Source organism: Roseovarius atlanticus, assembly GCF_001441615.1.
Lineage (GTDB): Bacteria > Pseudomonadota > Alphaproteobacteria > Rhodobacterales > Rhodobacteraceae > Roseovarius > Roseovarius atlanticus.
In genome coordinates this window covers 1-12103 of sequence record NZ_LAXJ01000041.1, presented here as the reverse complement: position 1 = coordinate 12103, position 12103 = coordinate 1, and the positions used below count along the sequence as shown (strand labels likewise).

The 12103-nt window shown below is 60.0% G+C and carries 15 protein-coding genes; 6 read left to right on the top strand and 9 right to left on the bottom strand.

The genetic code is table 11. The annotated features are described in order from the left end of the window. Nucleotides 1-18: 18 nt before the first annotated feature. The 8 genes from XM53_RS23495 to XM53_RS22080 form a co-directional block, all read right to left on the bottom strand. Nucleotides 19-465 (bottom strand): endonuclease/exonuclease/phosphatase family protein, encoded by a 447-nt coding sequence (locus XM53_RS23495; RefSeq protein ID WP_160321426.1) that lies wholly within the window; start codon nucleotides 463-465, stop codon nucleotides 19-21. A 5-nt stretch (nucleotides 466-470) separates the two neighbouring features. Further along, nucleotides 471-1889, bottom strand: coding sequence for a cardiolipin synthase (cls, locus tag XM53_RS22110; RefSeq protein ID WP_057796965.1), 1419 nt, complete (start codon nucleotides 1887-1889; stop codon nucleotides 471-473). Between the two features lie 94 nt (nucleotides 1890-1983). After that, nucleotides 1984-2283 (bottom strand): hypothetical protein, encoded by a 300-nt coding sequence (locus XM53_RS22105; protein WP_057796964.1) that lies wholly within the window; start codon nucleotides 2281-2283, stop codon nucleotides 1984-1986. A 36-nt stretch (nucleotides 2284-2319) separates the two neighbouring features. Beyond that, nucleotides 2320-2667 (bottom strand): MerR family transcriptional regulator, encoded by a 348-nt coding sequence (locus XM53_RS22100; RefSeq protein ID WP_236544618.1) that lies wholly within the window; start codon nucleotides 2665-2667, stop codon nucleotides 2320-2322. Nucleotides 2668-2669: 2 nt separating this feature from the next. After that, nucleotides 2670-3620, bottom strand: coding sequence for a DnaJ C-terminal domain-containing protein (locus XM53_RS22095; protein ID WP_057796962.1), 951 nt, complete (start codon nucleotides 3618-3620; stop codon nucleotides 2670-2672). A gap of 55 nt (nucleotides 3621-3675) precedes the next feature. Next, nucleotides 3676-4170, bottom strand: a complete 495-nt coding sequence (locus tag XM53_RS22090; RefSeq protein ID WP_057796961.1) for an Hsp20/alpha crystallin family protein — start codon at nucleotides 4168-4170, stop codon at nucleotides 3676-3678. A gap of 39 nt (nucleotides 4171-4209) precedes the next feature. After that, entirely contained in the window at nucleotides 4210-4608 is a 399-nt protein-coding gene (locus XM53_RS22085) for an Hsp20/alpha crystallin family protein (protein WP_057796960.1), read from the bottom strand. Nucleotides 4609-4624: 16 nt separating this feature from the next. Continuing rightward, nucleotides 4625-4999, bottom strand: coding sequence for an Hsp20/alpha crystallin family protein (locus XM53_RS22080; RefSeq protein ID WP_236544617.1), 375 nt, complete (start codon nucleotides 4997-4999; stop codon nucleotides 4625-4627). A gap of 439 nt (nucleotides 5000-5438) precedes the next feature. Between XM53_RS22080 and htpX the strand changes: the two genes are divergently transcribed. Together htpX and htpG are read left to right on the top strand one after the other, a co-directional pair. Beyond that, the gene (htpX, locus tag XM53_RS22075) at nucleotides 5439-6317 is read left to right on the top strand and encodes a zinc metalloprotease HtpX (RefSeq protein WP_057796958.1); all 879 of its coding nucleotides are present in this window, start codon (nucleotides 5439-5441) and stop codon (nucleotides 6315-6317) included. Between the two features lie 164 nt (nucleotides 6318-6481). Continuing rightward, complete coding sequence (gene htpG / locus XM53_RS22070; protein WP_236544616.1) at nucleotides 6482-7777, top strand: molecular chaperone HtpG; 1296 nt, start codon at nucleotides 6482-6484, stop codon at nucleotides 7775-7777. Nucleotides 7778-7845: 68 nt separating this feature from the next. Here htpG and XM53_RS22065 read toward each other — a convergent pair whose 3' ends face one another. Continuing rightward, nucleotides 7846-8322 carry an Lrp/AsnC family transcriptional regulator gene (locus XM53_RS22065; protein WP_082631188.1) on the bottom strand — a complete coding sequence of 159 codons (477 nt, stop codon included), beginning with the start codon at nucleotides 8320-8322 and terminating at the stop codon, nucleotides 7846-7848. 140 nt (nucleotides 8323-8462) lie between these two features. On the opposite strand from XM53_RS22065, the gene XM53_RS22060 reads away from it, so the two are divergent. The 4 genes from XM53_RS22060 to XM53_RS22045 all read left to right on the top strand — a co-directional run bounded on the left by XM53_RS22060 (nucleotide 8463) and on the right by XM53_RS22045 (nucleotide 11815). Further along, entirely contained in the window at nucleotides 8463-9497 is a 1035-nt protein-coding gene (locus tag XM53_RS22060; protein WP_057796957.1) for a zinc-dependent alcohol dehydrogenase family protein, read from the top strand. 3 nt (nucleotides 9498-9500) lie between these two features. Beyond that, nucleotides 9501-10295 carry a pyrroline-5-carboxylate reductase gene (proC, locus tag XM53_RS22055; RefSeq protein ID WP_057796956.1) on the top strand — a complete coding sequence of 265 codons (795 nt, stop codon included), beginning with the start codon at nucleotides 9501-9503 and terminating at the stop codon, nucleotides 10293-10295. Nucleotides 10296-10387: 92 nt separating this feature from the next. Next, nucleotides 10388-10624, top strand: coding sequence for a hypothetical protein (locus XM53_RS22050; protein WP_236544615.1), 237 nt, complete (start codon nucleotides 10388-10390; stop codon nucleotides 10622-10624). A gap of 6 nt (nucleotides 10625-10630) precedes the next feature. Next, nucleotides 10631-11815: an aromatic amino acid transaminase gene (locus tag XM53_RS22045; protein ID WP_057796954.1), complete on the top strand. Its 1185-nt coding sequence runs from the start codon at nucleotides 10631-10633 to the stop codon at nucleotides 11813-11815. Nucleotides 11816-12103: the final 288 nt, after the last annotated feature.

The following is a 12103-nucleotide window of genomic DNA, read 5'->3' as shown; positions in this document are numbered from 1 at the left end:
CCTGATCAGAACTCGGGCCTACCCGAAGGTCGGCACTCTTACACCATCCCCCGGGGCACTATCGATATGTTCCATCTGCTGCACTCGATGTCTGCGGAACAGACCCAGATGCGTGCCAACAACTCTCAGATCACCACAGCGCGCAAGTACCGCGCCGCGAGGCTCAAGCCCTGGCAGATCAATGCGGTTCAATGGCGCACAGTCGATGCCGTCCCGAACGAGTATCGCATTTCCGTGCCAACCGAGGCTCACATCGCTGCCCGCATGATCGACGATCCGGTAATCCGTCTCCCCTCGGATTACTTCCGGAGACAGGGCCGTCGGCCGCCTGCCAAGACGCCGGTCAGCCTCCTGCAATACAACCACATCGGCATCCACGCCGCGCAGCACACGCGCAATCCGCACTGGGTCCCTCTTACGATCAAGACCAATGGCCTTGCGAATATTGTAGCTGGCTACGCGCATGGGTGTCACAAGATCGGTGCCCAGAGCCGCGCCAGTGGCGCACCATAGCGGATGACGGGGGGCTGTTCATCAAGGGCGCGCGTGACCTCTTCGCAATTGTCGAGATCAGCCGCAAGCATGCACTCAACAGCGTTAGCAAAGTCCTTGTCGGCTACAAAAACCATGCTCTCGAAATTAAGCCGGAAGGACCGGTTGTCGAGATTTGCAGTCCCGACCGCCGAAAGATCGTTGTCGATCAGGATCACCTTCTGATGCATGAACCCGCCTTGATACCGATAGACCTTCACACCGGCGGCGCGGATCTCGTCAAAATAGGCATGCGCTGCGACCCAAGGGAGATAGTGGTCGATTATGGACGGCAGAAGAAGCCGTACATCCTTGCCCGCAAGGGCAGCTGCGGTCAACGCTGACAGGATATCAGTATCGGGCACAAAGTAGGGCGAGGCGATCCAGACCCGCTCTGTCGCGGCCGTAATCGCTGCGAAGAACATCAGGCTGCCACTATCCAGAGGATCCCCCGGACCCGTCGGGACCAACGCGGCCGTAGTCTCGGCGGTAGCAATATTTTCCGTGTCCGCCTTCCATTCTAGCGAGGTTTCAAGAGTTTCACCACAGGCCCAGTGCCAGTCTTCAGCAAAAACGGTCTGAGCCTGCATCGCGATTGGGCCTTGCAACTCCAGATGGGTATCCCGCCAATGACCGAAATGCGGATCGAGACCTAGATATTCGTCCCCGATGTTGTGGCCACCGACAAATGCCGTCTTTTCATCAACGATCACCGTCTTGCGATGGTTGCGGAAATTGATCTCGAGCCGGGATGTGGGTCCCCGCGATTGATCCGGGTTGAGGACCTTCACGCCAGCGTCACGCAGACGCTGTGGCCAAGCCTCGGGCAGTTTCTGACTGCCGACCCCATCGTACATGACGCGCACGCGGACGCCACGCTCTGCGGCCCGAATGAGATGTGTGGCCACCTGGCGTCCCAAGTCATCATTGCGGATAATGTAGAATTGGAGGCAGATGGTGTCTTGCGCACGGTCTATGGCTTCACAGATCGCGTCGAAAGTCTCGTCTCCGTTGACGAGTAAGCGGACAGTGTTCCCACCGATAAATGGGAGGCCTCCGATCCGCTCAAGCGCGACAAGCGTTGCTTGCTTGGGGGTTGCCGGTTCAACAGCAGCATGGCAAAGGCGAAATCCCGTAATGGCTCCTTGGCTCTGTCGCCAGGCGGCCCGGTAGTCTTGTAGCTTGCGGCGACCAATGACGAGGTAGACCGGCATGGCAAGCCATGGCGACGAGATCAAAAAAACGGCCCATGCCACCGCGCCTTGCGGGGTGCGCGCCGATAAAATCGCATGCCAAACGCAGCTGGCGACAACCGCAACACCACATACCGCGGCCAAGGTCACAAGAATTGACGTCACGCACCCGATCCTTTCAAAGCTTGCATTCGGTATATAGGGTTTAGACTCCGGTGCGCCGAGATACAAAGCCACCGCTTCGCTGGTTTGGCGCGATCTATTGAACTGTGAGGAGGAACACCTCGAATTTGGGAACACGCCGATGGGCGGAACGCGCCTTTGCCCGGGTGAATTTCTCATGAGCCGTTTGCATTCGCATTAGCGCGTCGGTCCGCGCATCATGGAGCCTGCGCATCCGAGAGCCGGGCGTTCCAATCGTGCCGGAAAATGGCATCTGATGTGCCGGAAAAATAGCGTGCATGTCTGCCTGCGAGGCGCACCATTCCTCGTCGGCGATAAGAAACCTGCGATGCGTCATTATCAGGAGCCGATAGTAGGCAGAAAGGTCTTTGTGCATTTCGTTTTCCTTTTCTGATTGTATGGCCTCGTCCCGTTAATCGTCGCTATTCCGTTGGCCACCGGGACCGCGCGAGCGTAGACTCTGACCAACTGCCTCGCGTATTCCTCCGGGCTGGTCCTCCAAGATCCTCAGAAGCAGCTGCACGTCCCGGCGTGCCTGATGCAACTTATCCATGAGGTTTAGCACGACCGGCAGAACGTCGACCGGGACTCCCATGTCTTTTCGCAGATCACGCAAAAGCCGCAGGCGCGCGATGTCCAGGTCGTCAAAAACCGGCCCGTCTTCGCGAAGTGCAGGCCGAACCCAGCCCTGCCGCACCCAAAGGCGCAGATCGCGTTTGGTCAACCGGCGGACCTGCGACAGCACCATGTCTTCGGTCATGCTCATAACTTCCTCCGCATGTCTGCTCTTGGATCAAAGCCGGCAATATCGCGCCAGCGCCGGGCAAGGCTTGTCATGTCGTCGTCAACTTCCTTGGGCAGAACGATCTTGAGCTGCACAATTTGATCGCCAGCTTTGCCGCCCTTTCGCTGAATGCCTTTGCCGCGCAGGCGGAGCTTCCGCCCCGACGAGACGCCTTTCGGAATTGTTACCGAGACCGGCCCGTTCACGGTCGGAACATCGACTTTCGCACCAATAACCGCTTCATCGAAGGTGATCGGCAGATCTACCTCGATATCGTCACCAACCCTCGTAAAGACCGGATGCGGGCGCACCGAGACCGTTACGAGCGCATCGCCCGCTTCGGCCTCGCCCATACCGGGCGCGCCCTTTCCCCGCAGGCGCAAGGTCTGGCCGTCCTTCAGACCTTTCGGGATGGTGATCTCGATATGCGCGCCGTCGGGCATTGTGACACTGCGCTTCGCACCACGAACCGCTTCAAGAAAATCGATCTCAAGCTGATAGCGAAGGTCTTGCCCGCGGGCGTGAAATCCAGCTCCAAATCCTGAACCGCGTGCGCCGCCTTGCCCGCCGAAGAACTGCGAGAATATATCCGAGAGGTCCTCCTCTCCCATGGTTGCGCCCCCGCCGAAACCCGAACCGGGATCGTAGCGACGGCCCGCATCCTGACCCGCATACTGGTGATAATACTGGCGTTCAGGCCATTCCTGGCCGCTCGCGTTGATTTCACCGGCATCGAAACGGCGCCGTTTTTCGGCATCCCCCAGAAGATCGTACGCCGCCGAGACCGCCTTGAAGCGCTCCTGCTTGGCGGCATCGTCGGGGTGCAGGTCGGGATGAAGGTCCTTTGCCAGTTTGCGATAGGCCTTCTTGATTTCGTCCTGCGTGGCGGTCTTGTGAATGCCCAATGTCTTGTAAGGATCTATGCTCATTTCGACTGCTCGGAGTGGCGGCACCGCGCGTCACTGCGCGGCGCCTCTGCTGCGCTTACGCACCCTTGACCTCGATACGCTTCACCTTGGCTTGCGCTTCCGGGGTCTGCGGCAGCTTGATGGTCAGAACACCGTTCTTGAAGCTGGCCTCGGCCTTCTCGCCATCGACGCCGGGCGGCAATGGGATCGTGCGGTAGATCGCGCCATAACTGCGCTCCGAGAGGTAATAGCCCCTCTTCTCTTCCTGCCGTTCGATCCGCTTTTCGCCCTTCACGGTCAGCATGTCGTCAGTGACGGACACCTCGATGTCCTTCATCTCCATGCCGGGCAGTTCGATCGAGACCTCGACGACATTGTCGTCGGTTTCGACGACGTCGGATTTAGCCTCCCCGCCGCCCCATGGCCAGTCCAACTCGCCGAAGCGGTTGCGGAAGCCCTCGAAGACACGGTTCAGCTCATTCTGAAGCGAGGCGATCGGGTTGTGATCGTCGCCCTTGGGTTCAGGCGCATGGTCCTTACGCGCCCATGGAATCAGGTCTTTGACTTGCATGTCTTGTCACTCCTTTCCTGGTCTTTGGGTGGTTTGGTGTCAGGCCGACTTCACCGCGATCTTCTTCGGGCTGGCCTCGGCCAGGCGCGGCAAGGTCACGGTCAGCACACCATGCGAGACCTCGGCACCAATCTTGTCGGGGTCGAAATCGTCGCCCAAGGTGAAAGACCGCTCGAAATCGCCTTCACCGTACTCGGCATAAGCCAGTTGAAGCGCCTCCGGTGCGGTGGGTTGCACCTTGCCGCGAATGGTCAGAACGCGCTTTTCCAGCGTAATGTCCACGTCATCGGCGGCGACGCCAGGCATTTCCAGATTCAGCGTCACGCCTTCAGCCGTCTCCACGATGTCCGCGAGCGGTCGGTAGATGCGGCCGCCCGAGGTTGTTTCGGGTGTGTCGGCGGGAGTTTTCTCGGGGGTGTTGGTTACATCATTTGTCATCTCGCAATCCTCCTTCTCACGCGGCCTTGATCTCGATTTTCTTCGGCTTGTCTTCTTCGGGGCGACCGACGACGATCCGCAGGACACCGTTGGCCATCCTTGCCTCGACCTTTTCGTCGGTGGCCGCGAACGGCAGACGGATCGTGCGGCTGAACTTGCCGTAACCGCGTTCGCTCCGGTGCCAGCGCGCACCTTCCGGCACTTCGGGCATCTTGCGTTCGCCAGACAGGGTCAGGACGTTGTCTTTTACCGAGATGTCGATATCTGCGGCATCCACGCCGGGCAGTTCCGCCGTGATGGCGACGGCCTCATCGCCCTGCCAAATGTTGACAGCCGGGAACACGGAGGGTGCTCCGCGCGCAGGTGTGGTGCGATCGAAGTCGCGCATCATGGACCGCATCAACGCGAACGGGTCACTGCGCCGTGTGTAGGGTAAGTAGTACATGTCGAGCCTCCTTCGTTGCCAAGAGCGAGCGCGACAGACGTCGCGACGCTTGGAAACGCCCGGAAGGACGGACATGCATCAAGGTTTGCCGACAATGCGGCGGTCGTCGTATTCGCGCTGCCAAGTCGTTCCCACAAAGGCGAACAATCGGCGGTCCGCTATTTCAGCCGAACCCTTCTCGCGTATCCGTGAAACCCCGGATGGGCGTTCCGATGTAGATAAGGTGTTGCTAATCGGCCACTTCAAGAGGCGCGCGCGAAAATATTTTCCTACCGTGAGATCCCGGTAAATGGAGGCACATCTCGGCGCTGTTCCAATACTCTTTGTTCTGCCACTTCATCTTCCTATATCCGTCCGCAGAATCGAAATTCGAAAGGCATTATCAATGGTTCGCACCTTCATGCTTATGGCTGCCATGACCGCGTTTGTCGGGTTCATTGGGCTCTTGCTGGCCGGAGAGGCTGGGCTCATCATTGCGCTTGCCATCGCGGCGGGCATGAACTTCTTCGCCTATTGGAATTCCGACAAGGCCATACTTCGGATGCATGGCGCACGGCCCGTGGATCAGGGCTCCGCGCCGGAGCTTTGGGAAATGACGGCCAGCATGGCACGGCGGGCGGGCATTCCCATGCCGGCGCTCTACATCATCGAGACCGAGCAACCCAACGCCTTCGCCACCGGGCGCAATCCGCAGAATGCGGCCGTTGCCGTCACGCGCGGGCTGCTGCGCCACATGAGCCGCGAGGAGGTCGCGGGCGTAGTGGCCCATGAGCTGGCGCATATCAAGAACCGCGACACGCTGACCATGACGATCACGGCCACGCTGGCGGGCGCCGTGTCCATGCTCGCCAACTTCGCCATGTTCTTCGGTGGCGATCGGGACCGTCCGCTTGGAATGATCGGCACGATCGCCATGATGATCCTGGCCCCCCTGGCGGCGGCGATGGTGCAAATGGCGATCAGCCGGGTCCGGGAATACGAGGCCGATGCGGAGGGCGCCGCGATCTGCGGCAACCCGGAATGGCTGGCCTCTGCCCTGAACAAGCTGGGAGTCCTTTCTGGCCGGATCGACAACATCGCCGCCGAGAGAAACCCGGCCACCGCGCATATGTTCATCGTGAACCCGTTGCACATGCAGGTCGTGGACGGTCTCTTCGCCACGCATCCTCCGGTCGAAAAGCGGATCGCGGAACTGCGGAAACTTGGCAGAGCACCCATGCGCCCTGCGCGGCGCCGTCAGGCCCGCGGCGGTCCCTGGGGATGAGGGGCGCTTATTGAAAGCTCCGCGCGTGCTCCATAAATCGGTGCCGCGCATGAAACTGGAGGATCAGAAATGACCGACGTGCTTGAGAAAGAAACCTTTTCTTTCCAGACCGAAGTGGGCCAGCTTCTGGAGATTGTCGCGGGTCGCTTTATTCCAACCGCGAGGTGTTCCTGCGCGAGCTTGTCTCCAACGCATCCGATGCCTGCGACAAGCTCCGCTATGCGGCCCTGACGGATCCCGGCTTGGCCCCCGCCGAAGGGTTCGCGATCACGCTCGCCGCCGACAAGAAGACCCTGTCGATCTCGGACAACGGTATCGGCATGAACCATGCCGATCTGCTCGATACGCTCGGCACGATCGCCAAATCCGGCACCGGCGCCTTCCTCGAAGCCCTGAAGGCCGAAAAAAAGGATGCCCCCGGCCTCATCGGCCAGTTTGGCGTGGGCTTCTATTCGGCCTTCATGGTGGCCAACCGCGTGGACGTGCTGACCCGAAAGGCCGGTGAGAACGAGGTCTGGCTCTGGTCCTCCGACGGCAAGGGCTCCTTCACCATCGAGCCCGCGACCCGCGAAGCCGCCGGCACCACCGTGACTCTTCACCTCAAGAAGGACGCCAAGGAATTCGCCGAGCCCGCCCGTATCCGCCACATCATCAAGACCTATTCCGAACACATGAACTTTCCGGTGAAGCTGGGTGACGAGACCCTCAACGCGGCGAAGGCGCTCTGGACGAAGGCACCGACGGACATCACCGAGGTCCAGTATACCGAGTTCTACCGGCATGCGTCGCATGCCTTCGATACCCCGTGGCTGACCATTCACAACAAGGTGGAAGGCTCGCTCAACCACACCAGCCTCCTGTTCGTGCCGTCGATGCAGCCGTTCGACCTGTTCGATCCGGAACGCAAGAGCCACGTGAAGCTCTACGTGAACCGGGTCTTCATCTCGGAGACGACGAAAGACCTAATCACGGCCTATCTGCGCTTCCTGCGCGGCGTTGTGGACAGCCAGGACCTGTCGCTGAACGTCTCGCGCGAGATACTGCAAACCGACCCGAAGCTCGCCAAGATCAAGGGGCAGGTCACCAAGAAGGTTCTGAGCGAACTCAAGAAGAAGGCGACCAAGGACCCGGAGGCCTATGCCACTTTCTGGGGCAACTTCGGCGCTGTCCTGAAAGAAGGCCTTGTCGAAGATCCGGCGCTGCGCGACCGGATACTTGAGGTCTGCCGTTTTGCTTCGACCGGCTCCGAGGCCCTGACCAGCCTGACCGGCTACGTCGAACGGATGAAAGAGGGGCAGGACGCGATTTTCTACATTGCGGGCGAAGACGCGGGCAAACTGGCGCAGTCCCCGCATCTCGAAGGGTTCAAGGCCAAGGGGGTCGAGGTGCTGCTGCTCTCGGACCCGGTAGACGAGTTCTGGCTCCAGAAACAGACCTTCGCCGCGCGCCACGTGAACTAATGCAATGCGGGACCAAGCTGCCTTTCAATTCCCTCGCACGAATGTCTGCTATCGGAGTGGAGCATTGATCATCGCTCTAAACGACGCACTGGAAGCTTGCTCGATGCCTTCATCTCTTTGAGTGACAGGTTCGAGCGAATGCTGGTCACACCAGGAAGACGCCGCAGGGTGCTGTCGACGAAGGCGCTGTAGTCGTCCAGATCGCGCGCGACCACGATCAGCAGGAAATCGTCCTCGCCGGTGGTGTTATGGCAGGCGAGGATATTGGGCGTGACCTCGATAATACGTTGGAACTCGGCGGTTGCGGCCTGATCGTGCTCTGAGCAGCTCAGCTGAACGAAGGCCATGACACCGAGCCCGAGCTTTCTGCGATTGAGGTGGGCTTGGTAGCCCTCGATGATGCCCGTCTCTTCCAGTTTCTTGAGTCGTCGCCAGCAGGGGGTTTCGCTCATGTTCAGGTGCTCAGCCAGTTTGGCGTTGGTCATGCGCCCGTCGCTTTGAAGCAATTCGAGAATCTGTGCGTTGACTGTGTCGATGCTGGACAAGGGAAAAGTCTCCTCAATAGGCGCTCAGGTTGAGGGGTTTCTGCTCATAATAATCATAAAGAAGGGCAGAATGGCAAGGTAATTTCGTCTCCATACGATAGCTTCCACTTAACAAGTCGATACAACCGAAAGACCCTGCCATGAAAGCTGTCCTGTTCGAAAAATTCCAAGAAGCCCCCAAGGTCGTGAATGTGGCGGACCCGTCACCGGAACCGCATGGTGTCGTCCTGAAGGTCGAGGCCACCGGTGTGTGCCGCAGCGACTGGCACGGTTGGATGGGTCACGACAGCGATATCGAGCTACCTCACATCCCCGGCCACGAACTGGCCGGTGTGGTCGAGGCGGTTGGCAAGGACGTGAAAAACTGGAAGGTGGGCGATCGGGTCACGGTGCCGTTCATCTGCGGTTGCGGATCGTGCAGCGAATGCCATGCGGGCCACCAGCAAGTCTGTCTGCATCAGGAACAGCCGGGCTTCACCCATTGGGGCAGCTTCGCGGAATATGTGCCGATCCATCAGGCTGATCTGAACGTGGTCGCTTTGCCCGAGGCGATGGATTTCGCCACCGCCGCCAGTCTGGGATGCCGGTTCGCCACCTCGTTTCGGGCCGTGATCGACCAAGGCAAGGTCAGTGCGGGCCAGTGGGTCGCCGTGCATGGCTGCGGCGGCGTTGGCCTGTCCGCTGTGATGATCGCCAGCGCGGCGGGGGCGAATGTGATCGGGGTCGATCTCGACCCGGCAAAACTGGCGCTGGCGAAGGAGCTTGGTGCGGTCGCGGCCATTGACGGCAAGGGCGACGTGGTCGAGGCGATCAAAGAGATCACCAAGGGCGGTGCGCATGTCTCGCTGGACGCGCTTGGCCATCCCGCCACAATGACCAACTCGATCCTCTGCCTGCGGCCTCGGGGCAAGCACATCCAGGTGGGTCTGATGCTGGGTGATCACGCTGCCCCAGCCGTGCCAATGCCCAAGATCGTCGGTCAAGAAATCGAATTGCTCGGCTCCCACGGGATGCAAGCCCATCGCTATGGCGCAATGCTCGATATGGTCGAAAGCGGCAAGCTGAACCCGGCCCGGCTGGTCAGCGACAAGATCAGCATCGACGCTGCCCCAGAGGCGCTGATGAACATGGACAAGTTCCAGTCTGTCGGCGCAACCGTCATCACGAGTTTCTGAGCCATGGACAAGATTACATTCATCGGCGGCGGCAACATGGCGTCGGCCATCATCGGAGGGCTGATCTCCAGCGGCTGGACGCCCTCACGGATCACGGTTGTCGATCCGAATGCCGACCAGAGGGATCGACTGGCAAGCGAGCACGGCGTCCACACAACGGACGATGTGGCCAGCGCCGCTGCCGCAGACATCATCGTGCTGGCTGTCAAACCTCAGGTCATTGCCGCCGTCGCCAAGCAGATTAACGCCGACCTATCTGGCAAACTGATCCTCAGCATTGCCGCAGGGGTTACGATTGCAACGCTCGAAAGTCTCTTCGGGCCGGTGGCCATCGCACGCACCATGCCCAACACGCCAGCCTTGCTGGGTCTGGGGGCGACGGGGCTTCACCTCAATGAACGTGCTTCCGAAGCACAGCATCTCGCAGCCAAAGGTATCATCGAGGCCTTCGGCATTTGCGTCACCGTCGAGCGCGAAGACCTTTTGGACGCTGTCACGGCAGTGTCGGGCAGTAGCCCGGCCTATTACTTCCTGATGATCGAAGAAATGATCCGGTCCGGAACCGCCCTGGGTCTGACCCCGGAAGATGCCAGGGCGCTGACCCTGCAAACGGCGCTTGGCGCTGCTGCCATGGCCACCAAGGGAGATGCGCCGGAAGATCTGCGGGCCCGTGTCACATCGCCCAACGGGACAACCCATGCGGCGATTGTCTCGATGCAGGAGAACGGCTTTGGGGATGTGATCGCAAAGGCAATGACCGCCTGCCGCGACCGGGCCGTCGAACTGGGGAAGGCATAGCAATGATCATTCGATGGTGGCGCGCCGTCGCCGGATCTCAGGCCGTTCTTGACCAATACGCGGATCATTTGGAACGGACGACATTCCGGGAAATGGCTGAATTGCCCGGCCATCTGGGCGCGTCTTTGGCCGTCAAGGTGAATGGGGCCGATTACGAACTGGTGGTGACCAGCCTCTGGTCCGATCTCACCTCGGCGGGACATTTTGAACAGGGTGCGTTTGACGATGCCGTGGTCAAGCCGAGCACCCAGAAGCTTCTGAAATCCTTTGACCTGAAGGTCGAGTATTTCAAGACGCTGGTCACCTCGGGGATTTTGGAGAAGGGCTGACGCAGAATGTTTGAACAGGTTGAGGACTACCCCGTCGACCCCATCATGATCGGGGCCGACTATTTTGCAGCCGATCCCCGCAGGGACAAACTCAACCTGACCGTGGGCATCTATCAGGATGCCCATGGCCAAACGCCTGTTCTCGAAGCCGTCAAGCTGGCCGAACAAAAGCTGGTCGAGACCCAGACCAGCAAATCCTACCTCGCCCTGACGGGGGACGCCGACTATTGCCGCGAGCTGGGGCACGAGATAATGGGCGATGCTTTTGACAATGGCTGGGTGTCCGCACAGACCTCCGGTGGCGCGGTGGCCCTGCGGGTCATGGCGGACCTCCTCGCGCAGATGCCCAAACCGCCCACTGTCTGGCTGCAAACACCGACCTATGGCAACTACATCCCGATCCTGACCGCGGCCCATGCGCGGTTCGCGCAGGTGCCATACTACGACCGGCTGAAGGCTCAGATCACCTTTGACCAAATGCTGGACGGGCTGAAAGCCGCCAAAGCGGGCGATGTCTTTCTTATGCAGGGTGTCTGCCACAACCCGACCGGCGCGGACATGACCGCAAAGCAGTTCGACACGTTGCTCGATCTTCTTGAGGCACGCGGGGTCGTTCCCTGGATCGACCTTGCCTATCTGGGCTTCGCCCAAAGCTGGGACGCCGACTGCGCCATGGCCCGCAAAATCGCCGCGCGGTTCCCTGAGTGCATTGTCTGCATCACCCTTTCCAAATCATTCGGCATCTACCGAGACCGGGCGGGGGCGGCGTTTGTGAACACGCGCGCGGGCGACCGGGACCGAATACACCGCGCCGTGTCCGCAATCGTCCGATCTGGCGCGTCCCACGCGCCAGATCATGGCCCATCGGTGGTGCGCACGATCCTGCAAGACGAGAGCCTGAAAAGCCTCTGGCTGGACGATCTGGACCGGATGCGCGCGCGCGTCGCGGGGGTGCGCCAACAGATTGTCGAGACCGAACGCGAACTCCTTGGCACAAATCAGCTCGCCTACATCGTGAAGCAATCCGGCATGTTCTCACTGTTGCCTTTGACCGATGCACAAGAGACAGCGCTGACGCGAGATCATGGCATCCATGTCGTGAAAGGCGGGCGCGTGAACGTTGCTCGATTGGGAGCGGATGACATCACGAAGCTGATCGTAGCGATCTCGGACGTAACATCCGCCAAATAACGTTTGGCCTGCAGCAAAAAGGGTCAGCCGAGATAGATCTGGCCCGTCAACAAGACAAAACAAACGCTCGCACGAGTTGCAGCATCAGTCACTCTCGGCTCGAAGCCACCACTCGCTGGATCCGGAACTAATGACAGCATTCCCGCAAAGCCGCGTTGGCGAATGGTTCGTCAAGGCATCTAGATGACGATCCGCCACATCCTGAATCGTCCTTGTTGCGTCACTTCTCGGATCAGGTGTCGCGTTGCCCTTTAATCGGCTCTGCCTCAATCTGTGTGGCGGAACGGT